Origin of the sequence: Aequorivita aquimaris, from assembly GCF_001573155.1 — a bacterium.
GTDB lineage: Bacteria > Bacteroidota > Bacteroidia > Flavobacteriales > Flavobacteriaceae > Aequorivita > Aequorivita aquimaris.
This window is the reverse complement of the sequence record NZ_JRWG01000002.1, coordinates 341,700-366,668: the sequence shown is the minus strand read 5'-3', so window position 1 is coordinate 366,668 and position 24,969 is coordinate 341,700. Positions and strand designations below refer to the sequence as shown.

Below are 24,969 nucleotides of genomic sequence, written 5' to 3'. Positions count from 1 at the left end.
GCACCCAATGAATAAATTGAAATCACATACCAGAACACGTGCCCAGGAGAGCACGCAGGCCATTGAACGACTTTACATCACTATGCGCCATCTCTTTAACCGTGGGTTTTACAAACCTATGGGCGTTTCGGGAGAAACACTGCGGGAATCCCTTTTAACCCTTCGCCCCGAGATTTATGGCTCCATAAAGGAAGACAAGATTGAATTGCAAGGCCTATTATATGTTATGGACCGCTTGCCTTACGGAATAGAGGAATGCAGGTTCATCAATTTAACGAGTGATGAAGGCTATAAAAATTCGCATTTCGAGCCCATAATTCCGCTGAAACGCCGCCGAAATTGTTACCGGATAGATTCGGAACAGATGAATATTGAAATTACCCGCGGCCGTTCGGAAATCTATGATATACTTACGCACTTAACGTTTCTTTTTATTGAGTCGCACAAGATTATGAAGCAAGTGCTCATAAACGAAAAGGGCGATGTAATCCGCGATTGGAAAAAACTAGAACAGGCAGTTCTAAAAAAAGGCAAACTTTCACAGGAAGAAAAAGAAGTGGCGCTTACGCACACTGCAAATTTCCTGGGAAGAACCTTTGAGGAAGTAAAAAGCGTATATCCCTTTTTTGCAAGTGAAAAGAACGAAAACCGTTTCTTTAACATCATTTACTATTTGGGCAAACTTGCCATAGACGAGGTTATTGCGGATAACAAACGCATAATTACTTTCAGCCCCGTGCTGCGGGAGCGTTTGGGCCATCACATCCACGGTGAATTGTGGGCGTTTCACATTAAACAGACCCTTCAAAACAATGGTTTGTTGGAGCGACCGCTGCACATCATCAGTGCCAATATGCACAGTGTGATGAACAGTCTATACGGTCCGAAGGCACTTGCGGCAGAATTTTCAAAAAAGAAATCCTTGGAAGTTTTTGAGGCCTTGAGTAGCCCTGCGAACATAAAACTGCGTGAAAAAGTTACGAAAACGGCTTTGGCAGAAGGGATGATTTTTCTTGAAGACCAAAGTGGGACAAATATCGATATTCAGATTATAGATACCGCCCAAATAAAGGAAAGCCCTTACACAGAAGGCTTGACGGAACTTGACGATTCAAAAAAACCTGTGATTATCGTGATGGATTACGCCTTTGGCGAGCAGGCCTACGAAACGATGGATGAGCTGCTAAAACCGTTTGTGGACAGCAATAAAAACCGCCATTTTTTAAACGTCGTGTCTGTTTCCATCATGGGAAAGGCAGGAATTTTGGAAGGTGGAAAGGGCGATATCATGATTCCGTCCGCCCACGTTTTTGAGGGCACTGCCGACAATTATCCGTTCAAGAACCAAATAGACAAATCGCTCTTTAAGGATGATGATGTAAAGGTTTATACGGGAACCATGATTTCGGTTTTGGGAACTTCGCTCCAAAATAGGGATGTGCTTAAGTTTTTTCACAATTCCACGTGGAATGTGATTGGGCTGGAAATGGAAGGCGCGCATTATCAAAAAGCGATTCAGGCGGCTTCCAAAATTAGGCGCAGCATTAGCCCAAAAGTGAAGGTGCGCTACGCTTATTACGCTTCGGATAATCCATTGGAAACCGGAAGCACTTTGGCTTCGGGCGGCTTGGGCACCACAGGGGTAAAACCGACCTATTTGATTACCGAAAAGATGTTAAAACAGATTTTAGACACTTCTAAAAATTAATTTTGAAAAACGATAAAGTACTGATTACCGGAGGCGCAGGGTTTATAGGTTCCAATTATGTGGAATACGCCCTTAAAAATTCAGAAAACGAAATTTTCGTGCTGGACAAGCTAACCTATGCCGGAAATTTGAAGAATTTGGAAGCAGTTTCAGATAAAATCACCTTCGTAAAAGGAGATATTTGCGATGCTGAATTGGTTCAAAATTTATTTGCCGAACATCAGTTTCAAAAAGTAGTCCACTTTGCTGCGGAAAGCCACGTGGACAATTCCATTTCGGGACCTTCGGAATTTATTCAGACAAATATTGTAGGTACTTTTAATTTACTTCAAAGCGCCTACAAAACATGGATGAACGGTCCGAATGATTTTAAAGATGAATTCAAAAATGCCCGATTTCTGCATATTTCCACAGATGAGGTTTACGGTACTCTAGGTGAAACGGGACTTTTTACGGAAGAAACACCTTATGCGCCGAATAGTCCGTACAGTGCTTCAAAGGCTTCATCAGATTTTATTGTGCGCAGTTTTTTTCACACCTACGGTTTACCGGTTGTAACCACAAATTGTTCCAATAATTATGGGCCGAACCAACACAAGGAAAAACTGATTCCAACCATTATTCGCAAGGCAATTTCCGGGGAACCAATCCCCATTTACGGCGACGGAAAAAACGTGCGCGATTGGCTTTATGTGATGGACCATTGCAGCGGCATTTATTTGGCTTTGGAAAACGGAAAGCTTGGCGAAACCTACAACATTGGCGGCCGCAACGAACGCGAAAACCTATATATTGCGAATGTTATCTGTGAATTGCTGGATGAAATGCAGCCGAAGAATACTTCGTATAAAAAACAAATAACGTTTGTAAAAGACCGTCCCGGCCACGATTTTAGATACGCCATTGACGCTTCAAAAATAGAAAACGAGCTGGGCTGGAAGGCGAAGGAAAATTTTGAAACGGGAATTCAGAAAACGATTGCTTGGTATTTAAAGAACCGAGATAGATTGTAATTTAAACCACGGATACACGAATATTTTTTGCGATTATTCGTAAAATCGGGGCAAAATAAACACAGAATGAAAGGAATAATTTTAGCAGGAGGTTCGGGCACACGTTTGCACCCAATTACTTTGGCCGTGAGCAAGCAATTAATGCCGGTTTATGATAAGCCGATGATTTATTATCCGCTGTCAACACTTATGTATGCGGGCATTCGCGATATTTTGATTATTTCCACCCCGCAGGATTTGCCGCTTTTCAAACAACTTTTGGGCGATGGCAAAAAGCTGGGCTGCAATTTTCAATATGCAGAACAAGCAAACCCTAATGGCCTTGCAGAGGCGTTCATTATTGGAAAGGATTTCATAGGAAATGATAAAGTGGCATTGATACTTGGCGACAATATTTTTTACGGTTCTGGCTTAAAGGAATTGTTGCAATCAAACAACAATCCCGACGGCGGCGTGATTTATGCGTACCACGTTTTAGACCCCGAAAGATATGGCGTTGTGGAGTTTGATAAAAGCGGAAAAGCGCTTTCCATTGAGGAAAAACCCAAAAATCCAAAATCAAATTATGCAGTTCCCGGAATCTATTTTTACGACAATAGCGTTGTGGAAATTGCGGCAAACATAAAACCCAGCGCCCGTGGCGAACTGGAAATAACCGATGTAAACAACGAATATTTAAAAAAGGGAAAACTGAGTGTCAGCATACTGGACAAAGGTACCGCTTGGCTGGATACAGGAACTTTCGCTTCTTTGATGCAGGCTGCCCAATTTGTTGAGGTTATTGAGGAAAGACAGGGCCTAAAAATTGGCGCCATCGAGGAAGCTGCGTATGAAATGGGTTATATTTCAAAAGAACAATTAGTGGCGTTAGCCGAACCTTTACTGAAAAGCGGCTACGGAAAACATTTACTTCAACTGGATTAGATTTGGAACTACAGAAAACACCATTAAATGATTGCTTTATTCTGAAACCGAACGTTTTTCGGGACGAGCGCGGGCTTTTCTATGAAACTTATAACCAAAAGGTTTTTGAAAAAACTACTGGACTCAATGTTGATTTTGTGCAGGATAATCAATCGGTTTCGTCAAAAGGCGTTTTGCGAGGGCTCCATTTTCAAAGGGGTGAAATGGCCCAGGCCAAGTTGGTTCGCGTTGTAAAAGGAAAGGTTTTGGACATTGTTGTGGATATTCGGAAAGATTCAGCGACTTTCGGAAAATCATTTTCCGTTGTTTTGGACGATGTGGAGCACCTGCAACTCTTCGTTCCCCGTGGGTTTGCGCACGGTTTTATTACGCTTTCGGAACAATCCATTTTTTCATATAAATGTGATAATTATTACGATAAAGCCTCAGAAAGCGGAATCATCTATAATGACGCAACCTTAGCCTTGGATTGGTATCTTCCAAAGGAAGAATTTATTATTTCAGCAAAAGATTTGGAACTTCCCGGTTTTGAGGAAGCGGTTTCATGAAAAAAATACTGGTAACAGGCGCAAACGGACAATTGGGGAAGTGCATAAAAGATGCAGCAGCCGGTTATCCCGACCTTGAGTTTGTCTTTGTTTCAAAAGAAGAACTGGATATTGAAAAGGCTGGTTCGGTAGCAGAATATTTCAGAAAGAATAATTTCTCACATTGTATAAATACCGCTGCCTACACAAAGGTTGAGCAAGCCGAAAGTGAAGAGGAAAAAGCATTTGCAATAAATGCGGAAGCCGTGAAAAATTTGGCTTCAACTTGTAATGAGAATGATGTTGTTTTGCTGCACGTTTCTACAGATTATGTTTTTGATGGTAAAAAGAAAACCCCATATTTGGAAACCGACCCTACAAACCCCATCAATGTTTACGGGGCTTCCAAGCTAAAGGGAGAGCATTACATCCAGAAAATTACTGAAAAACACTTTATTTTAAGGACTTCGTGGCTTTATTCGCAATACGGGCATAATTTCTTAAAAACTATCTTAAAACATGCCGAAGCGGGAAAACCGCTCACTATTACCACCGAACAAACGGGAACGCCCACAAATGCGAATGATTTGGCGAAAGCTCTGTTGCAAATAATTGCACAAGATTCCAAAGAATATGGCGTTTACCATTACAGCAATGGCGGTGAAACCACTTGGTTCGGCTTTGCCGAGGAGATACTTAAGCAAAGCGAAAAATTAAAAGATGCAAATCTTGCAAAAACAAACCATTACCGTACTTTTGCCGCACGGCCCGAGTATAGCGTTCTGGATAACGCAAAGGCATTGAACAATTTAAATATTAAGCAGATAGATTGGCAGGAAAGCCTGGAATCTGTAATAAAAAAGACAGTCATTAATTTATAATATTAGTTTATATGGCACAGCAAAATTCATCGGAAGAGGTTGATTTGGGGTATCTTTTTAATTCCATTGGGAGTATTTTCAAAAGTTTAGTGAAGTTACTCTTTCAAGTTTTAATTTTTATTAGAAAATATCTTTTCCTGATCATTGGATTAATTGTCATTGGAGTTATTTTAGGATATTTTCTTGATAGAAATTCCGTGAAGGTTTATGAGAACAGATTGATTGTAATTCCAAATTTTGAAAGTGTAGAATATCTATATGACAAATCAGAAGAGCTAAACTTTAAAATCCAATCGGGAGACTCTCTGTATTTGAAGGCAATATTTGGAGACCATTATCAAGCCATAAGGAAAATAGAAATTGAACCTATTGTTGATATTTATAATTTTACCACGAAATCAAGAGAAAATATCGATGTTTTCAGAATACTTTTTGAAAATCAAGATATGAAGGAGTTTGTGGAAGATATGACAACAAGCAAGCAATACAAATATCAAAAACTGAGGGTGTACATTAAGGGGAAAGATTCAAAGCTTTTGATTGAAAAATTGTTAGGATTTTTTAATGAGAATGAACATCTTAATGAATATCAAGAAATCTATATTCAGAATACTTCTCAAAGATTATCAGAAACCGATAAGATGCTAGATCAAGCTGACTCTGTAATAAAAGCAATAACTTCAACATCATCATCAATAAATCCTAATCCCCCAGTCTATGCAAGTTTCAATAACGATTTTTATAGTATTTTCCGTTACAAGGATGTATTGTTAAAAGACAAATTAGAATTGCTTAAAAAAAGCAAAGATGAGGTTGCCATTATTAAACCGGTGAGCATAAATTATAATATTTTAGAAAGCGGATTTGCAAATCTTAAGAATATTATCAAGATCCCAATTCTTTTATTCTTTTTATTTTCATTAATCTTTTTCTTACGATTTATTTATTTGGGTTTAAAGCGCGTTGCCAAAGAGTAGTTGCAGATCAATGACAAAATCAGGAATAATAATTCAAGCGAGAACAGGGTCCACCAGGCTACCTAACAAAATGCTTTTGCCTTTTTATGAGAATAAAGGAATATTTGAAATTATTTTGCAACGGCTTAAAGAAAGTCCCATAAATATTCCGGTGATTATTGCCACGACTCCTAATGAGTCTGACAAAAGGTTAATTGAGATTGGGAATAAGTATGGATATAATTATTATATCGGAAGTGAAGAAAATGTGTTGAGACGCTTTATTGATGCCGCAACATATTACAGGCTAGATAACATTGTTAGAATATGCGCAGACAATCCTTTTCTTGACTTAAATGCCTTGGACAATAAGATAGCCCAAATTAATGATAGCTTTGACTATTGGTGTTATGCGAAACATAATTATACCCCTACTATAAAAACCGGTTTTGGGTTTTGGACAGAGGTAGTGACGCTTAAAGCACTTAAAAAGGTGGCCATATCTACAAGTGAAGCCATTTTCAATGAACATGTTACCAATTATATTTACTCACACCCGAAGGACTTTAATATTCATTTTGAGAGGATTAATAAAGAAATTGAAGAGAATGCTGATCTAAGACTTACTGTTGATACGAAAGCGGATTTTGACCTTTTGAAAGAAATTTATGCCACAATAGTTTCCAACAAGATTAATTTTTCTGCGCTTGAAATTTCAAATTTGGTGAAAGAGAATCCACAATGGTTAAATATAATGAGGCACGAAACTTTAAAAAACGTTAAATGAAAAAAGAAACATATATTATTGGTGAAATAGGGCAAAATCATAACGGCTCTGTGGATATTGCGAAACTCATTACAGAATTAGTTACCAAGCCCATAAAAGAAGACCTTTTTGGTTTGAACCTGAAGCCAATGAACGCCGTAAAACTCACAAAACGCGACCTGAATGAAGAACTTTCTGCGAGTCAAATGGCTAGCCCTTATAATACTCCAAATTCCTTTGGCAAAACCTATGGCGAGCATAGAGCTGCCCTTGAACTTTCGGATGAAGAGCATTTTGAAGTCTTTAAGCATGCCAAATCTTTAGGGTTAGACTTTGTGGAGACCTTGTGTTCTCCCGGCTGTACATCACTGCTAAAATTCTTTGAACCTGATTTTTTAAAAGTGGCAAGTAGAGATCTTACAAATATACCTCTACTTGAGACGATTTCTGAAACAAAAATACCTATCATCCTCTCCACGGGAATGGCCAGTAAAAAAGAGTTAGACGAGGCTCTGGATGTTATTGTAAAAAAGCATAACCATATTTCCATACTCCATTGTGTTTCCGAATACCCCACTCATCCAGACCATTTAAATCTTAACACTATAAAATATTTAAAGAAGCACTATCCAAACTATAGAATAGGCTTTTCTGACCATACAATTGGGATATCTGCTCCCGTGGTTGCCGTAGGAATGGGGGCAGAGATAATTGAAAAGCACGTGACCATTGACCGCAGCATGAAAGGTACCGACCAAGCGGGGTCTCTTGGTCCAGAAGGTGTTATGAGAATGGTTAGAGACATTCGCATTGCCGAACGCTGGATGGGTGAGGAAACCTTTTTTATAGAACCAAGTGTTCAAGCTGCACGCGTAAAACTCGAAAGATCCATAGCCTCAAAGAGAGATTTGAGTGTTGGGGAAATAATAAAACCAGAGGATATTCATCTCCTAAGCCCCGGAGATGGTATAAAATGGATTGACAAAGAAGTGATTATAGGAGCAAAAGTAATTAACGCTATTCCTAAAAACGAGATAATATATCCCGAAAATGTCAAAAAAAATAAATAAACTCCCCAAGCTTATACTTACGGATATTGATGGCGTATGGACTGATGGCGGTATGTATTATGACCAAACTGGTAACGAATTGAAAAAATTTCACACCTACGATAGTGCGGGAGTTTTATTCTGTAAATTAAATAATATCCCAGTTGGGATTATCACCGGAGAGACTACTAAAATTGTTGAAAATAGAGCTAAAAAACTTAAGATAGATTTTCTATATCAAGGCGCTCAAAAAAAATTGGAGATTGTTTCATCGCTTTGCGAACAACTAAATATTTCTATGGCCGATGTGGCTTATTTAGGCGATGACCTAAATGATATTGAACTTTTGAAAAATGTCGGTTTTTCGGGAGCACCGGTATCAGCTCCCGAATATATTAAAGAAATTGTTGACCTAGTACTTCAGAAGAAAGGCGGCGAAGGGGTATTTAGAGAATTTGTTGAATTTATTTTGATAGAAAATAATAGGATGGACCAAACGATTCTGCTTTATCAGGACTTAAAAAAAATTCAACAATAATTCTTGGAAGGTACATTTATCCAAAGATTATAGAAGGCGGTTATAAAACTCAAAAAAGCAGTATTTAATGCAGGTTACTTTGTCAAAATTGCCATTAAATAAGGCTGGGTCTCTTTTCCTTAGGATGTCCGCAATGGGATCCAAATTTTTGATATTCACTTACTTGTCAAAATATTTTGATGAATCTGTCTATGGCGTCTACTCACTATTATCAACTACCGTAACCATCGCCATATTTGTACTAGGATTTGATTTTTACAATTATGCTATTCGCGATATATTACTCAAACCCAATGATAGAGCCTCAAAGGTTGCGACCTCATTTATATTTTATGGGATTATTTATGTTGCTTTTATCATTGTAGGATATTTGATTTTTGATCAAGTAGATTATCTTGCCCAATACACAACACTCATAATTTTTATTGGTATTTCAGAACATTTAAATCAAGAAATATATCGCTTACTATTGGCCTTTAAGAAAGTTTTGGTGGCTAACTGGTTTTTGTTCCTGAGAGTGGCTGGCTGGACAATCTGGGTATTATTTCAAATTGTAATCTTGAAAAAAACAATCTCTCTAGAATATATACTCTTTACCTGGCTTTTGTTTAACGGCGCAATTCTTTTGGTAACCCTACTTTGGTTCAATCAATCTATAAGGAACCATATTGCCAAGATTAGATTTAAAAAACACTGGTTAACAACCGGATTAAAGGTGAGCTTAATTTTTTATACCGCAACCCTTGCACTAAAAGTTATAGAGTATTCTAACCGATACATCGTGGAAGGAGTCTTGGACGAAGCTTCAGCGGGTATTTTTTCATTTTATTCAAATATTTCCATGGTCATAGGAATTTATATAAGCACGGTTGTGGTTTCTTATGAGTTACCCGATTTAATAGAAAGCTCAACTAATCATACTTTTGAGTCAAAGCTATTGCGGTTTAAGAATTTGCTTATTCGCCATTCGGCAGTAGCATTTTTGGCTGTAATTATTTTAATATATCCTATACTGTTGTGGCAAGGAAAAGATTCCTTTGCACAATATTGGCCGTTGATAATATTGCTGAACGCAGCAACATTTTTAATGAATGTTTCTCTTATATATCATTCCTATTTATATATTAAGCACCAAGAGAAAAAATTATTGCAAATTGTATTAATTTCCAGTGTTATTAATGTGATATCCACCTTTCTATTCAGTTATTTGTTTGGGATTATAGGTGCTGGAATAGCATTTTTAATCACAGGAATTACAATCTTTGTACTAAGGAAACGCGCTGTTAAAAAGAAAATATAGAAAATGAAGAATTTATTCGTGGCCCTTGGTCAACACCATGTTCAAAATTTTGAAAACCTTATTGATAACGGTATGGTAGGAGAGGGCGAGCGAATACTTTTGGCTGGATCTGGCTTAATTTATGATTCCTTCAAATGGGATAGGGTTATAATGGCCGAACAATCCTTCAATAATAATGCAGATTCTGCTTTTAATCAAGTTGCTGCAATTAACTCTAAAATACGTTCCTATAAGAAGATGATCGGACATATATCTTCTTTGAAAAACGAACCTATTATTTTATATGTTTCCTATATAGAGGACGTTTTAACGAATTATCTGTTTTTGAGCTTTGGAAAGAATACAAAAGCTGTTGTAGTGGAGGATGGCACATTAAATTATTATGATCATTCTTTAAATAATATTTCAAAATTAAAATTTCTTTTAAAACAAAACATTTCTCAACTCCACGGCATTCCATTTAAAAAATATAGGGGCCATTCCTCTGGAGCTGAATATGAACATGTAATTTCTCAGTTTTTAACGCTGCCAAAACACGCTTTTATAAATAAAAATGCAAAGCAGCTTCCTGTGGACAAGATATCTTTATCCGGGTTTAAAAATTCACTTTATATTATCGGGCAAGAATCTTACGGGACGCTGCTTGGACAGAGTTTTTTTGAAAATGCCCTTAAACAATTTTTAGAGCAATTGAAAAGACAGCCTTTTTATAAAGAGATAGAGACTGTATATTATAAGCCTCATAGAAATGGCAGGCAATTATCTGAAGCGTTCTTTGAGACTGTTTTTTCAGAAAAGAAATTCGTTTTTTTAAAGTCTGAAAAGACATCCGAAACTTTATACTTTGAAGAGTTGCATTCGCGATACGTTGCAGGATTTGATTCTAGTACACTTATTAACATATATTCAAAAATTGAAGACCCAAAAAAAAATAAAGTATTGTTTCTGGTAAACCCGTTAAAAAATGACGAATTGGTTCCACTTTTTAAGAGTTTGGGGTTTCAGTTTTTAAATAAAGACAAGTTATAACCATGGGACTTTTTATCAACCTCCTGTTTGCCTTGCTATTTGTGCTTTTCACATATTATTATGTCAAGAAGAGCTTTCTGCTATCTTTTTTATATGGGCTTGTGTTTTTTCAGGCTTTTAGTGTTATCCCGTCACTTATTTATATTGAGCAGGGAATTTACATTAATGAGCAAGGAAGGTTTAGTTTCTTCACAGGAGCTACCATTCTGTGTGTGCTCTATTTTATATTGACTTTCGTCATTATAGCGATGGCCTTTAAGTCCTTTAATGAAAAAAGGCTGCCTGTATTCCAATTTAGTTATAAAGGTAGAAATGTTGAACTTATTGTAGTACTAGCAATGATAGTTCTACCGCTAACTTTACTTCTGATAAATGCAGTCTTATCGCCCTTGCCGATCTTGGACTCTTCGGTTACTCGATTTACTTTTTGGTCCACATCCCGGTTTCCATTTTTAAATAGTCTTTTTGGAAATACAGCTATGTTTGTTCCCTTTGCCATTGGTTTGCTATTCCCTAAATTCAAGAAGTTTTCTGTATTTATGCTCTTTGTTTTTTTTGGATATAACTTTATGATTGGCCAAAAGTTTTCGCCTATACTGCAGGGTTCCTATTCATTCTTATTGCCATTGGTTTTCTATTATAGGAATAACCTAAAAGTTTATATAAAACGTGCTCTAGTGCCATTGTTTATCGTAGGGGGTATTCTAGTATCAATTATGTACACGATTACATATAATAAATATGAAGAGACCAATCCATTTGCCAACATAAAAATATATGATCCCAATGAAGCAATGTTGTATAGAATATTCGGCCTCCAAGGACACTTGTTTTGGGGAGCTACAGACAGATATGTGGTAAAAAATGAAGCGCCCAAATCCTTCAATCCTGCTGATCTTTTGTACGGTATGCGGGTTATGATGGATGATTTTGCAAAAGACCGAAAAATGGTTATTAGCGCCAATGAAGAAGGCGGCTATAATTTTACCAATGCCTATCCGGGAATTCTATTTAAAATCTTTCCATTATCTATTGGATTAGTATTTCATACGTTCCTAACGATAGTATTTCTTGCACTTTTGGGTTGGATGTTAAAAGAACTAATGGTTAAGGGAGCAATGGTTCTTTCCATTATCGCTTATCAATTATTTAACTGGACAATTTATGCGTTTGTAATGGGTTATTTTTATAAATTATATTTTACCATCTTCTTTCTCTTTTTATATGGTATGTATGTTTATCTAAGAAAAAAGAAATATGATGAACAGCTTCAGAATATCTAAAGACAATATTGCTGGATATAGCTTCCTTGGATTTATTGCCGTTCTTCCCTTTGAGGATATTTTTGGGTCAATCATGTTGGTCATTACTATATTTTTAGCACTTCTTTTTAATTCCCAAAAAGAGTTTTTTAAAATATTTAAAGAGAAAAAAGGATTATGGCTTTTAATGGCCTATTATATTATTGCTGTAATAAGTCTTTTATATAGTCAGGATTTTCCAGAGAGTTTAAAAAAGCTCTCAAAGCTTTTAGCTTTTGTATTAATTCCCATAATGTTTCTACTTCTTAATCCTACTGAAAAATTGCTGAAACTTGGAAAAAAGATTTTTGTTTTTGCAATGATCGCTTTTTCTGTTTTTTCTCTCTTGAATTTAGGCTATAATTACATAGTAAATTATGACATAAGCCACTGGTATAATTTTGTTCAAGACTCCATGTATCATAAGTACATGCCCGAGGATGCAATGTATTTGAATACGGCACTAATTCTTCTTTTATTTGGGGATTTTAAGAAGAATTTAAAACTTCTTACGGCAATCCTTTTTTTAGTAATCATTGTTCTTTTCAGTGTTCGTCTCGGACTCTTCATTTACCTGTTGATAGTTACAATCTATTTCTTTTTCAACATTAAATCATTATTGAACTGGAAAACGCTTGTAATTGTTGCTTCAACGGTTTTTACATCTTTGCTATTAGTGAGTCAGAGCCGGTATGCCAACGATAAGTTTTATGATACACTCGACAAAATAGGTTTTAATACGGAAAATCAGGTATCGGAAATCGGTGCGAAATACCATAAAATGGGATTACGTGAAAAGATTTGGTCTTCCAGCATAGAATTGATTGCAGAACGACCAATTTTAGGACAGGGTGCCGGAGTTGAAAAAAGACCTCTAGCTGCTGTCAATCAAACAAAGGGTTATGATATTCCACCCAATTATCACTCGCACAATCAGTTTCTGTCTAGCATATTGCAATATGGTATCATAGGAGGCTTATGGTTATTTTTTGTGTTCCTATATCTATTCCTGAAATCAGTAAAGGCAAAAAACCTGTCAGCATTTCTAATAACTGTAGTGATGCTAATTTCGATGATTACAGAAAGCTATTTAGAATTACAACAAGGGGTGTTTTATTTTTGTTTTTTTATTTCTTTGGAAGCCTATGATTCTACAATACGTCAGATAAAAAATAAAACCAATTCCTAAATGCTATTTAATTCATTAATATTTCTTTTTGCCTTTCTTCCTTTGGTTTTAGGCATTTATTTTTTGTTGCAAAATAAATTACGCAATATCTTCCTTCTTGTCGCCAGTCTCGTTTTTTATGCTTGGGGAGAGGGGGACATGGTTGTAATAATGATTTTTTCGATTTGTTTAAATTATGTTTTTGGACTTTTAATAAATACAGAATTTCCCTTAAATAATCATTTTAGAAAAAAATGGGGGGGGGGGGGTAATGCTTTTAATTGGTATTGCAATCAATCTGAGCATTTTAATTTACTATAAGTATTTTACATTCATTTTAAATAATTTACATTCTCTAGACTTTGAATTTTCTATTTCTGAAGATACAATTTTACTTCCCATAGGAATATCTTTTTTTACATTTCAAAGCATTTCATATTTAGTGGATGTTTACCGTAAGACGGTGCCAGCTCAGAAAAACCTTTTGGATCTAGGGCTTTACATTTCACTTTTTCCACAATTGATAGCAGGCCCAATTGTTCGCTATGAAGATATTTATAAAGAAATAAAGAGTAGGACAGTTGATCGTGAAGACTTTTCAGAAGGTATTTTAAAATTTATCCGTGGCCTTGCCAAAAAGGTAATTATTGCAAACAACGTGGGATTGATTGCTGATAAAGCTTTTGCAATTCCAGCTGCAGACTTAGGGACATCAGTATCGTGGGTAGCGATAATATGTTATTCTCTTCAAATTTATTTTGACTTTTCAGGTTATTCTGATATGGCCATTGGGTTGGGCAGAATGTTTGGATTCAATATAAAAGAAAATTTCATGCATCCCTATAAATCAACATCTGTAAAGGAATTTTGGAGACGTTGGCATATATCTTTATCCACTTGGTTCCGTGATTATTTGTATATTCCACTAGGAGGAAGTAGAGGTTCTAAATTGAGAACTTACATAAATTTAATAATTGTATTTTTTATAACTGGTTTATGGCATGGGGCTAGTTGGAGTTTTGTTGTTTGGGGCTTATTTCATGGGAGTTTTTTATTAATAGAAAGAAGTTTTAAAATACAGTTGCCCGTATATTTAAGGTTTTTAAATCACCTATACTTATTGCTTGTAGTATTAATTGGATGGGTTTTATTCAGATCTGATACTTTAGAATATGCTATTCAATTTATTGGACATCTGTTTGATTTTTCTTCAGGTGTTGATAATTATGTCTTAGTATATCTTAACTACTACACATTACTTATAATCTTTTTAGGAATTCTTTTTTCTATGCCAGTTCGTGAACGAATAAAAAAATGGGTTTTAAATGGAATTTTTTAAATAGCCATATTTTGACATATTTAATACATATAGGCTTGTTTGTTTATACCATCTTTGAATTGCTTCAGTCCAATTATAATCCTTTTATATATTTTAGATTTTAGAATTGACGATGAAAAAATTAATAAAAATAGTATTCTTCCTTATATTTTTATATATAGGAGCCTATACCATTTGGACTATATTGGAAAAAAAGGCTACCCCTCTTAGCATTTTAATAAAAGCTCAATATTCTTTCTCTGATAGAGTTCAGTTGTTTTATACTTTTGGTAAAGACTCCACCTTCACAGAAAATAGATCTATTAATTATAAGATAATTGGCAATACGAACGAACAAGAGATTAAATTTACACTTCCTTTATCAGATGAGAAACTTAGTGGATTGCGCCTAGACATAAGTAGTAATCACAATCAAAAACCTATTTATATCTCCTCTATTACTTTTCAGGCCTCAAATAATAAAGTTGATATTTATAAGAATATACAATCCTTATTCACCACTAATGAAAACGTTAAATTTGAAAATCAAAAATTTTTAACGAGCCCTATAAATGGAAAATATGATCCATTTTTAATTTATACTGGTAGCTTTGAAGAAATTGATAAACTTCTTTCAGTTAATAGAAATTTTCTGTCTAATATATTTGCTATAGCAATTGTTTTTATCTTTTGCGTATTTCTCTATTATCTAATATTCAATTTTACTTTTAATTATTCTAAAAGAACGATTGCCAGGATATCTTTAATAGGTGTTTTTGTCTTTATACTTTTTACCCCACTTGTTTTAAACCCTTTTAAAAAAAAAGAATCCATTTCAAAAATTGAAAATAGAAAATTGAAGGAAAAACCAGAATATCGATTTTCAAAAGAATTTTTTTCTGAATATGAGGAATACTATAATGATAATTTTATTTTTAGGGATGCTTTAATCAGCATGCATACATCGCTAAAAACCAATATATTTCGCGCATCACCATTTCCTGATAAAGTTCTTTTTGGAAAAAATAAATTTCTTTTCAATAATACACAGGAGAGTTATGTGAGTTATTCAAAGAGAAATCTTCTCCCACCCGATCGTTTGGGGATGGTAGTAAAAACTTTTACCGAGCGGAAAGAGGCATTGTTTAACAAAGGCATAAAATATTATTTTGGTTTTTTCCCCAATAAGGAAACGATATATTACGAATATCTGCCTAAGGCCATGAAAATACAGATTAAGGATACCATCTCATTGGCAACACAACTAAAAGTCGCTCTTGCCAAAAAGAATTTTGATTTTTTTGATCCTACAGAACAACTTTTAAATGCCAAGAAAAACTCCTTGCTCTATTTGAAACTTGACACTCACTGGAATAACGAAGGTGCTTATGAAACCTATAAATCATTTTTTGAGTACTATCAAGATTTAGGAATACAGCCATTATCCAAAAATGACTTTTCTATAAGATACACTAATCAAACATTCGGTGACCTAACCAAACTAATGGGAACTGAAAAAATATACGGTTATGATGAAAGCAGACCATTATTCGAGGTATTGAATAAAGAAGATACTTTTAAAAGACTTGAAGTTGAAGACCTTCCTCGCTTAGCAATACATACTCTAAACGAGAATATCGATAATAAACAAAGAGTCTTATTTTTTGGAGATTCTTTTAGTGATAACATTGTAGGTTTCTTCTCGCTTCATTTTAATGAAGTTATATATCTGCGTGATTCCTATAACCAAGCTATGGTAGATAAGATAAATCCCGACATTATTATTGAAATTCCCGTGGAACGATTTATATACAAACATTTCCCGAAATTTAATTGAATGAATTGGGAGATTAATTATGGTTAATTTTCGCTTCACATTTATCAAGAATTTAAAAAATCACCATCTCAATATTTTAAGTTTGTTTTTTTACTTTTGCGGCATTATTCTAAATTTTAAACATCTATACATTTTGAAAACTAAAATAATTCATATTCTCCATGCAGTAGGTGGTGTAGATGTTTCGTTACGATTGATATTGGCCAACATAGATTCAGAAAAGTTTGATTCCATCGTTATCCATGGTGATTCCGATAACAATGAACCATTTCTTAACGATAAAAGCATTCCTGTAAAGAATTACCCCATTTCCATAATTCGGGATATAAAACCGGTTAAGGATTATAAGGCAATAGCAACGGCAAATAAAATTATAAAAAGCGAAGCTCCAGCTTTAATCCATGCACACAGTGCAAAAGGTGGCGTTATTGGCAAAATTGTGGGAAAGATGAACAATATACCCGTATTACACACTCCACAAGCATATTCTTTTCTAAGTGCTGAAAGTAAACTCAAAAAAAATGTTTTTTTGGGTCTGGAAAAGTTTCTTTCAAGATGGAATAATAAAATTCTGGCGTCTTCCAATTCTGAAAAAAACAGAGCTTTAAATGAAGTGGGCTATAATAAAGAAAGAGTATTGCTCTTCAATAATTGCATAAATGCAATAACTGAAATTCCAAATTTAAGCATTGAAAAAACGTGGCCAGATGAATATATCTGTTCGGTAGGAAGGCCGTCCTTTCAAAAAAACATTGAATTGATGATCGAGGTTTTACGAGAGCTTAAAGAAAAAAAACCAAATATACACTTGGTGTTAATGGGCGTGGGTTATCATGCTCCAAATTTAGAACAAGTAAAATCACTCATTTCAAAATATAATTTAGATTCAAACATTACATTATTGGAGTGGACCAAGCGTGAAGATATTTTCAACATAATCAAGAATTCAAAAATATATATATCCACAGCGAGATATGAAGGTTTGCCATATTCTGTTATTGAAGCACTAGCCCTTGGAAAGGCTTGTGTGGTTTCTGACGCAGATGGGAATCGTGATTTAATTGTTGAAAACAAAAATGGATTTGTTATTAAAGAAGAAAACAGCAGCCAGTTTTCAAAGGCAATTTTAGAATTGCTGGAGGACGACAATAAACGTGAGCTATTTGAAGAAAACTCACTAAAACTTTTTAATGAGTACTTCAACATTAGAAATACAATTCACACCCTGGAAAGCATATATAAAACAGAGACGGAGAAAAAGTCTTGAGCTATCGATTTTTTAAAAACTAAATAGCTAAGGGGCAAGTTTATTAATGGATAGTTTTTTATCTTCCCCTAATATTTAGAAATCAGAACTTAAAATAATGAGGATACTGCTGTCCGCCATATACCCTTACGCATTTTTGCTGCTTTACCTCATTATTCCTTTTGATAATTATATTCGAGCATTGCCCAACATTCTCGTGGCAATTCTGGTACTTGCCTTTCCGTTTGTTGTAAAAAAAGAAGATTTCAAGAAACTGAAATCACTTCCCTTAATACTTTTTGTGGGCCTATTAGCCTATCTCTGTATCGATTCATTTATTAGCGGAAGATTGCCAGAGGATTTCAACATCATCAAAAAAGTGATGATAGCCGCAGGGCTTGCCATTCTTTATATTCCAGTGGCAGACGTAAAAAAGATTAACAGAGCTATAATATTTACCTCGCTCGCCGCCATTGTTTTTTCGGTATATAATTTTGTTTTAATTACTGATGCTACCGGAAATTTTGCTTTGGGTGATTCTCCGCAAGTAGTAGAGTCGCTGTTGATAGATAGGCTGTACTTAGGTCTACTTAGCACTTTCAGCATTTTAATTTCCTTTCAGGAAATTAAAAAAAAATATCACCCCAACAACAATTATTACTTGGTCAATATTTTTGTGAACTTGCTCTTCATAGTGTTGATAAACTCAAAGATAGCCATTATATGTCTTTTGGTGTTGTTGGCACTAAAGCAATTTTATGGGCAACGGAAAATTTGGAAGATTGCTATTGTACTTACCACAGCTGCAGCAATTATAGGATTATTCCTTCTTCTTAAATCTGAAAAGGGCTTTCAGCATAACCCAAGAGAAAAACACAAAAATGCGCCGGCCTTTATTGAAAACTCATTGACCTATGAATTGCGATCGATAGTATGGCAATGCGCACAAAATATTATTGAACAAAAAGGTTTTATACTTACAGGGCTAGGATTCGACAAAACAAAAGATGAACTTGTAACCTGTTATAGTAACCAACTGTCAGACCCAACAAAAAGAAATAGATTTGTTGCAGAAAGGTACAATACACATAACCAATTTTTGGATTTTTATTTAGGCGCAGGTTTTATAGCGCTATTGATTTTTCTAACATTTATTTTCGCAAGTTTTTTTATTAACAGAAAACAATTTCTGCCCACGGCATTGCTGGCAATCCTTATAATGTACTCTATGGTAGAAAATGTATTTCATAGGCAAATAGGGGCTTATTATGTTGGCTTTATATTAATTGTATTGATTACAAGTGGCAAATCGTCAGAAAACAACACTATAAAAAAGGTATAAAAAGGTTTGCAAATTGTACTTTTGCGAATTATTAATAAAAACACCTGTATGGGTAGTTAAAAGAGAGTAAAGGATAAATGAAAATTTCAGTAATAGGAACGGGTTATGTAGGCCTTGTAACAGGAACTTGTTTGGCGGAAACAGGCAATGAAGTAATTTGTGTAGATATAGACAAAGCGAAAGTTGAAAAAATGCGCAATGGCATCGTGCCCATTTATGAGCCCCATCTCGACGTACTTTTTGAACGAAACATTAAAGCAAACCGCCTAAAATTTACAACTTCGCTGGAAGAAGGATTGGACCATGGCGATATTATATTTCTGGCATTGCCAACGCCGGAAGATGAAGACGGTTCGGCAGATCTTTCCTATGTTTTGAACGTTTCCGAAGAAATTGGAAAAAAAATAAAGGAATATAAAGTAATCGTAGATAAAAGCACGGTCCCTGTGGGCACTGCCGAAAAAGTTCACAGTGTAATTGCTAAAAATGCTTCCTGTGAATTTGACGTTGTTTCCAACCCAGAATTCCTGCGCGAGGGTTTTGCTGTGGATGATTTTTTAAAGCCCGAACGCATTGTTGTGGGCTCCAGTAGTGAAAGAGCGACCGCACTAATGAAAAAGCTTTACAGTCCCTTTGTACGTTCTGGAAACCCTATAATTATAATGGACGAAAAATCTGCAGAGCTTACAAAATATGCGGCAAATTCATTTTTGGCCACCAAAATTACCTTTATGAACGAAATCGCCAATTATTGCGAAAAAGTGGGTGCCGATGTCGATATGGTTCGCGCCGGTATGGGAACCGACAGCCGTATTGGCAAGCGTTTCCTCTTCCCCGGAATCGGCTATGGGGGCTCTTGCTTCCCTAAAGATGTTAAGGCACTTCAAAAAGCTGGAAAAGACGTAGACTATGATTTCAAGATTTTAAATTCAGTAATAGAAATTAATTCGGCCCAAAAAACCATCTTGCTTCCAAAAATTGAGAGTTATTTCAAAAATGACTTGAAAGGAAAAAACATTGCCATTTGGGGATTGGCATTTAAACCTGAAACAGATGATATTCGCGAAGCGCCTTCCATTGATATGATGGAAGCCTTACTTGCAAAGGGGGCAAAACTTCAGGTTTTTGATCCCGAAGCCATGCCAAATATTGAAAAGCGCTTTGGAAATAAGTTGAATTATTCCGAATCTATGTATGCTGCATTGGAAAATGCTGACGCACTTTTAATCTGTACCGAATGGAGCATTTTTAGAACCCCAAACTTTTCAAAACTGAATCAGCTTTTAAAACAGCCTATAATTTTCGATGGAAGAAACTTATACAATGTAAATGAGATTGAAGCAGAAGGGTTCACCTATATTTCTATCGGAAGAAAAGCAACTAATTTATGAAATGCCTTTTAGACAATTATAAATTTAACGAAGATGAAAGTTTAGGCATTACATCTTCCTATTTTTCAAATATTTTTTAAGGATGAAAAAACGTGTATTAATCACAGGCGGGGCTGGCTTTTTGGGCTCTCACCTTTGCGATAAATTTATTTCTGAGGATTATGAGGTTATCGCAATGGATAACCTAATTACCGGAGATTTAAAAAATATACAGCATCTTTTTAAATTACCGGAGTTTGAATTCTACCACCATGATGTTACAAAATTTGTACACATCCCAGGCAAGGTTGATTACATTCTTCATTTTGCTTCCCCAGCAAGTCCAATAGATTATTTAAAAATACCCATCCAAACTTTAAAGGTAGGTTCGTTGGGAACACACAACCTTCTTGGATTGGCAAGGGAAAAAAATGCAAGAATACTTATTGCCTCCACCTCTGAAGTCTACGGAGACCCACTTATACATCCACAAACAGAAGAGTATTATGGAAACGTAAATACTATTGGTCCTCGTGGGGTTTATGACGAAGCAAAACGTTTTCAGGAATCTATTACCATGGCGTATCATAGATTTCATGGAGTAGAAACCCGGATAGCCCGAATTTTTAATACATATGGGCCACGCATGCGCCTTAATGACGGGCGTGTTATACCGGCATTTATTGGACAAGCTTTACGTGGAGAGGATCTCACAGTTTTTGGAGATGGTATGCAAACACGTTCCTTCTGTTATGTAGATGATGAAGTGGAAGGATTATACCGCTTGTTATTAAGCGATTATACGCTTCCAGTAAATATAGGCAACCCAGAGGAAATTACCATTCTTGATTTTGCAAAAGAAATTGTAAAATTAACTGGAACCGAACAAAAGATTGTTTTTAAGCCCCTGCCGCAGGACGATCCCATGCAACGAGAACCAGATATTACAAAAGCCAAAGAAATATTGGGATGGGAACCTAAAATTTCCAGGGAAGAAGGAATGAAGAAAACATTTGAGTATTTTAAAAATCTTTCAAAAGAAGAACTTTTTAAAAGTGAACACAAAGACTTTTCAAAGCATAATAGGTGATAATTAAATGTTTAGAAGTGGAAGATATTCAGGATTTCTTAGGCCTATTTCATACGGAATAGATCTCTTCTTTATCCATTTTTTTGCTTTTGAATTTTTCAACCAACCCTTTCCCTATTTTAATTATGTTGTTTTTTTAACCATTGCTTGGCTGATACTCTCTTTACGTTCAGGATTTTATGAGATTTATCGTTTTACGCACTTATCAAAAATAATATCACTAATAGGCAAGCAGAGCATTGTTTTTCTTTTGATTGTTTTTTCATTTTTCGGTTTTTATAATGAATTGACAACAGCTGCATCCACAATTTTTAAATACATACTTCTAGTAATATTATGCATTACTATTGTAAAACTGGGGATTTATTTTCTTCTTAAAAGATACCGCTTACATTTAGGGGGCAATGTGCGCAGAGTAGTAATTTTAGGTCTAAACCAAAAAACAGATCAGCTACGAAAATTTTTTACTACTAATCCGGTTTATGGCTATAAACTTTATAAAACCTTTGATTTAAAAGGCCCTAATAAAGTTACCATAGAAGAATGTATGGACTATATTCTGAAAGAAGAAATAGATGAGGTATACTCTTCCGTGGCCGAAATCAATAACAAAGATTTATTAAAGCTTATTGATTTTGTTGACAACAACCTCAAGGTCTTAAAATTTCTTCCAGATAATAAGGAAATATATAGTAAAAAACTGGACTTTACATACTACGGAGTACTTCCCATACTTTCAATGCGAAAAATTCCTATGGATGAGCCTTTTAATAAGTTCTTAAAACGAAGTTTTGATATAATGCTTTCGCTCTTTGTTATTGTAGGTCTTTTATCTTGGCTTACGCCAATTCTTGGATTGTTAATTAAATTAGAATCAAAAGGGCCTGTATTCTTCAAACAAAAAAGAAACGGGCTAGATTATAAGGAGTTTTATTGCTATAAATTCCGCTCCATGAGACCAAATCCAATGGCGCATCTGGAACAAATAAGAAAAGGGGATGAACGCGTAACACGGGTAGGAAAAATCATTAGAAAAACGAGTATTGATGAACTGCCACAGTTTATTAACGTGCTAAAAGGCGAAATGTCTGTTGTAGGCCCAAGGCCGCATATGGTGAGCCATACACATATGTACGCTGAGCGCATCGATAAATTTATGGTTCGCCATTTTATCAAACCAGGGATTACGGGATTGGCGCAAGTCAGCGGTTTTAGAGGCGAGGTTGAAGATGACAACCATATTATTAACAGGGTTAAATATGATATTTTTTATCTCGAAAACTGGAGCCTCTTCCTTGATATTAAAATTGTATTCCAAACCATCTACAACGCACTTCGTGGAGAGGAAAAAGCCTATTAAATATTTTCAATTGAAGTAGTAAAGCGCTCAAACTGTTTGTGGAAATCAAAAGCAGAAACCGAATTCCGTTGGACATCCTCTTTCGGAAAAAGTTTTAAGTCCGTTACGGAAACGGTATTTATAAAATCCTGCAACGCCTTCAAATTATTTACTGGAACAACCCAGCCCAAAGATTCCTTTTTTACGATTTCCCCGCCTTCTCCACCCGCTGCATAAAGAACAGGTAACCCCAAGCGTGTATATTCAAATATTTTTGAGGGCACGGAACCGTAAATTCGTTTTATTAAAGGAATAAATGCAATGTCATAATTTTGCAATTCCCTGTGCAGTTCATCTCTGCCCAATTCACCGTAAAAGTGAATATTCTCTTTCTTTAACTTTAGAATTTTTTCCGTTTCGGGCCCTGCACCATAAATATGCAGGCTCACATTTTCGGAAAAAGAGATTCGTTGGCATATTTCAAAAATTCCCTGCGCAACTCCCAATAAACCTGCATAAACGATTTTAATTTCATTGGAAGACTCTATTTTTTTGATTAGCGGAGGATCGAATTTTGGAACATTTCGATATATAAAAGTAGGCTTACCTACATAACTTGAAATATGCTGAAGAATCTCTTCTGATTGACCAACAATTATATTGGCATTTTTGTAACAGAACTTTTCCATCTTTTGCAAAAGGGAATAATAAGCTCCTTTTTCTAAAAGCCCCATTTCCAAACCAGCCAAAGGCCAAAGGTCTGAAACATTCAGGATTATTTTTTTGGAAAACAATTTCCCCAAACAAACCGCGGTAAATCCCACAAATACCGGGGAATATTGGATAAATATTTTTTTAGGGGTTTTTGAAAAAATAAAGAATAAAATCAAGCTGAGCGAAAAAGAAATCATAGAGAGCAACCTCACAAATTTGTTGGCAGAATTGCTGGGCCAAATCCACAATCGTTTTATTTTTCCGAAGGAGGTGTTTTCCGTTGTAAAGATTTTACCTCTGTATTCCTGAAAAACGTTACCAGTTGGATAATTTGGCAAGGGACACACAACTGTAACCTCGAAACCATCGTTTCCCAATGCCTCTGCAAGGCTGGACATCCTATTGGACGCTGCACCCTTTTCAGGAGGAAAATAGTTGGTTATGAGTAAAATTTCATTACGCATAATGAATTTTTAATAAGATGGAAATAATCCTATCTGATGCCATTCCATCCCATAATGGAATAGTTTTGCTGTTTGGCCACTTCAAATTTTTGAGTTTTTGAAATGCTTCGGAAATTTTAATCTTATCATTTCCTACCAGCATATTAGTCCCCAAACTGCAGGTTTCTGGTCGCTCTGTTGAATTTCTAAAAGTTATGCACGGAATATTCAAAATAGAGGCCTCTTCGGTTATACCTCCAGAATCGGTTAAAATAGCGTTGGAATTTTTCAATAAGTAGATGAAATTTAAATACCCTTGCGGTTTAACGAAATGGTAATTTGGAAATTCATTTCTCGTTTCCTGCAAAATTTGTTGTGTTCGCGGATGTACTGGAAAAACAATAGGCACATCACCGGCATGTGCCGATATATCGTTCAATAATTCAATAAATGAACCGGCTTCATCCACATTTGAGGGTCGGTGGAGTGTTAGCAAATAATATTTTTTTGGCGCTAAATTTAAATCGTCCCAAAAAGCTGGTTTTTTAATTCGATTTATATTTTGCAACAGGGTGTCGATCATTACATTTCCCACGAAAAAAATATTCTCTTTTAAATGGCCGGATCTTATTAAATTTTGATTTGCAATTTCCGATGTAGTGAAAAAATAATCCGTAATACTATCGGTTACCATTCTATTTATTTCTTCGGGCATTGTTATATCGCCACTTCGAATTCCAGCTTCAATATGAATTAAAGAAATATTCGCTTTTTTAGCGGCAATTGCACAAGACATTGTAGAGGTTACATCTCCTACAACCATTACAAAGTCAGGTCTATTTTCTACCAACTCTTTTTCAAAAGCTATCATAATACCCGCAGTTTGTTCGGCTTGTGAACCACTTTTTATATTGAAATTTTTATGAGGATGCGGTATTTGTAATTCCTCAAAAAAGGTGTCGCTTAAATTAGGATCATAATGTTGCCCAGTATGTATTAATCTGTAGCTTATAGGTTTATTCGAAGTACTTAGATTTTCTATTGCGCGGATAATTGGAGAGATTTTCATAAAATTGGGTCTTGCGCCTGCAACAATAGTAATTTTCATAT

Annotated in this window: 23 protein-coding genes; 21 read left to right on the top strand and 2 right to left on the bottom strand. The window is 35.4% G+C overall.

What is annotated here, in order from left to right:
* Positions 1 to 7: 7 nt before the first annotated feature.
* The 21 genes from LS48_RS04440 (at position 8) to LS48_RS04340 (ending at position 22,723) form a co-directional block, all read left to right on the top strand.
* Positions 8 to 1,708 (top strand): DUF6909 family protein, encoded by a 1,701-nt coding sequence (locus LS48_RS04440; RefSeq protein ID WP_062620346.1) that lies wholly within the window; start codon positions 8 to 10, stop codon positions 1,706 to 1,708.
* Positions 1,709 to 1,710: 2 nt separating this feature from the next.
* The gene (gene rfbB, locus LS48_RS04435) at positions 1,711 to 2,721 is read left to right on the top strand and encodes a dTDP-glucose 4,6-dehydratase (protein ID WP_062620344.1); all 1,011 of its coding nucleotides are present in this window, start codon (positions 1,711 to 1,713) and stop codon (positions 2,719 to 2,721) included.
* A gap of 66 nt (positions 2,722 to 2,787) precedes the next feature.
* Positions 2,788 to 3,645 carry a glucose-1-phosphate thymidylyltransferase RfbA gene (gene rfbA / locus LS48_RS04430; RefSeq protein ID WP_045080403.1) on the top strand — a complete coding sequence of 286 codons (858 nt, stop codon included), beginning with the start codon at positions 2,788 to 2,790 and terminating at the stop codon, positions 3,643 to 3,645.
* 2 nt (positions 3,646 to 3,647) lie between these two features.
* Complete coding sequence (gene rfbC / locus LS48_RS04425) at positions 3,648 to 4,193, top strand: dTDP-4-dehydrorhamnose 3,5-epimerase (RefSeq protein ID WP_062620342.1); 546 nt, start codon at positions 3,648 to 3,650, stop codon at positions 4,191 to 4,193.
* Positions 4,190 to 5,053 carry a dTDP-4-dehydrorhamnose reductase gene (gene rfbD / locus LS48_RS04420; RefSeq protein ID WP_062620338.1) on the top strand — a complete coding sequence of 288 codons (864 nt, stop codon included), beginning with the start codon at positions 4,190 to 4,192 and terminating at the stop codon, positions 5,051 to 5,053. The genes rfbC and rfbD overlap by 4 nt, the downstream gene beginning before the upstream one ends.
* 11 nt (positions 5,054 to 5,064) lie before the next feature.
* Positions 5,065 to 6,030 carry a hypothetical protein gene (locus LS48_RS04415; RefSeq protein ID WP_062620336.1) on the top strand — a complete coding sequence of 322 codons (966 nt, stop codon included), beginning with the start codon at positions 5,065 to 5,067 and terminating at the stop codon, positions 6,028 to 6,030.
* A 10-nt stretch (positions 6,031 to 6,040) separates the two neighbouring features.
* A complete protein-coding gene (locus LS48_RS04410; protein WP_062620334.1) occupies positions 6,041 to 6,796 on the top strand; it encodes a cytidylyltransferase domain-containing protein in 756 nt (251 codons plus the stop codon).
* Complete coding sequence (locus LS48_RS04405; RefSeq protein WP_062620332.1) at positions 6,793 to 7,845, top strand: N-acetylneuraminate synthase family protein; 1,053 nt, start codon at positions 6,793 to 6,795, stop codon at positions 7,843 to 7,845. Before LS48_RS04410 ends, LS48_RS04405 begins: the two co-directional genes overlap by 4 nt.
* Positions 7,826 to 8,362 carry a 3-deoxy-D-glycero-D-galacto-nonulopyranosonate 9-phosphatase gene (locus LS48_RS04400; protein ID WP_062620330.1) on the top strand — a complete coding sequence of 179 codons (537 nt, stop codon included), beginning with the start codon at positions 7,826 to 7,828 and terminating at the stop codon, positions 8,360 to 8,362. Before LS48_RS04405 ends, LS48_RS04400 begins: the two co-directional genes overlap by 20 nt.
* A 67-nt stretch (positions 8,363 to 8,429) precedes the next feature.
* Positions 8,430 to 9,662: a lipopolysaccharide biosynthesis protein gene (locus tag LS48_RS04395; RefSeq protein ID WP_078056370.1), complete on the top strand. Its 1,233-nt coding sequence runs from the start codon at positions 8,430 to 8,432 to the stop codon at positions 9,660 to 9,662.
* Positions 9,663 to 9,665: 3 nt separating this feature from the next.
* Positions 9,666 to 10,691: a polysialyltransferase family glycosyltransferase gene (locus LS48_RS04390; protein ID WP_062620326.1), complete on the top strand. Its 1,026-nt coding sequence runs from the start codon at positions 9,666 to 9,668 to the stop codon at positions 10,689 to 10,691.
* A gap of 716 nt (positions 10,692 to 11,407) precedes the next feature.
* Complete coding sequence (locus LS48_RS15520) at positions 11,408 to 11,974, top strand: DUF6418 domain-containing protein (RefSeq protein ID WP_204376465.1); 567 nt, start codon at positions 11,408 to 11,410, stop codon at positions 11,972 to 11,974.
* Positions 11,949 to 13,181 carry an O-antigen ligase family protein gene (locus tag LS48_RS04380; RefSeq protein ID WP_062620322.1) on the top strand — a complete coding sequence of 411 codons (1,233 nt, stop codon included), beginning with the start codon at positions 11,949 to 11,951 and terminating at the stop codon, positions 13,179 to 13,181. Before LS48_RS15520 ends, LS48_RS04380 begins: the two co-directional genes overlap by 26 nt.
* Positions 13,182 to 13,481 (top strand): hypothetical protein, encoded by a 300-nt coding sequence (locus tag LS48_RS15435; RefSeq protein ID WP_062620320.1) that lies wholly within the window; start codon positions 13,182 to 13,184, stop codon positions 13,479 to 13,481. It begins immediately after the preceding gene.
* Positions 13,432 to 14,499, top strand: coding sequence for an MBOAT family O-acyltransferase (locus LS48_RS04370; RefSeq protein ID WP_062620318.1), 1,068 nt, complete (start codon positions 13,432 to 13,434; stop codon positions 14,497 to 14,499). Before LS48_RS15435 ends, LS48_RS04370 begins: the two co-directional genes overlap by 50 nt.
* 112 nt (positions 14,500 to 14,611) lie before the next feature.
* Positions 14,612 to 16,315 carry an alginate O-acetyltransferase AlgX-related protein gene (locus tag LS48_RS04365; protein ID WP_062620316.1) on the top strand — a complete coding sequence of 568 codons (1,704 nt, stop codon included), beginning with the start codon at positions 14,612 to 14,614 and terminating at the stop codon, positions 16,313 to 16,315.
* 133 nt (positions 16,316 to 16,448) lie between these two features.
* Positions 16,449 to 17,582 (top strand): glycosyltransferase, encoded by a 1,134-nt coding sequence (locus LS48_RS04360; protein ID WP_235811008.1) that lies wholly within the window; start codon positions 16,449 to 16,451, stop codon positions 17,580 to 17,582.
* A gap of 97 nt (positions 17,583 to 17,679) precedes the next feature.
* The gene (locus LS48_RS04355; protein ID WP_062620314.1) at positions 17,680 to 18,903 is read left to right on the top strand and encodes an O-antigen ligase family protein; all 1,224 of its coding nucleotides are present in this window, start codon (positions 17,680 to 17,682) and stop codon (positions 18,901 to 18,903) included.
* Positions 18,904 to 18,980: 77 nt separating this feature from the next.
* Positions 18,981 to 20,294: a UDP-glucose dehydrogenase family protein gene (locus tag LS48_RS04350; RefSeq protein ID WP_062620312.1), complete on the top strand. Its 1,314-nt coding sequence runs from the start codon at positions 18,981 to 18,983 to the stop codon at positions 20,292 to 20,294.
* Between the two features lie 82 nt (positions 20,295 to 20,376).
* Positions 20,377 to 21,363 carry a UDP-glucuronic acid decarboxylase family protein gene (locus LS48_RS04345; protein ID WP_062620311.1) on the top strand — a complete coding sequence of 329 codons (987 nt, stop codon included), beginning with the start codon at positions 20,377 to 20,379 and terminating at the stop codon, positions 21,361 to 21,363.
* Positions 21,364 to 21,370: 7 nt separating this feature from the next.
* Positions 21,371 to 22,723, top strand: coding sequence for an exopolysaccharide biosynthesis polyprenyl glycosylphosphotransferase (locus tag LS48_RS04340; protein WP_062620308.1), 1,353 nt, complete (start codon positions 21,371 to 21,373; stop codon positions 22,721 to 22,723).
* Here the strand turns inward: LS48_RS04340 and LS48_RS04335 are convergent.
* Together LS48_RS04335 and wecB are read right to left on the bottom strand one after the other, a co-directional pair.
* Positions 22,720 to 23,880, bottom strand: coding sequence for a glycosyltransferase family 4 protein (locus LS48_RS04335; RefSeq protein WP_062620306.1), 1,161 nt, complete (start codon positions 23,878 to 23,880; stop codon positions 22,720 to 22,722). The two genes, LS48_RS04340 and LS48_RS04335, sit on opposite strands and share 4 nt — an antisense overlap.
* Positions 23,873 to 24,967 (bottom strand): non-hydrolyzing UDP-N-acetylglucosamine 2-epimerase, encoded by a 1,095-nt coding sequence (wecB, locus tag LS48_RS04330; protein WP_062620304.1) that lies wholly within the window; start codon positions 24,965 to 24,967, stop codon positions 23,873 to 23,875. Before wecB ends, LS48_RS04335 begins: the two co-directional genes overlap by 8 nt.
* Between the last annotated feature and the right edge of the window lie 2 nt (positions 24,968 to 24,969).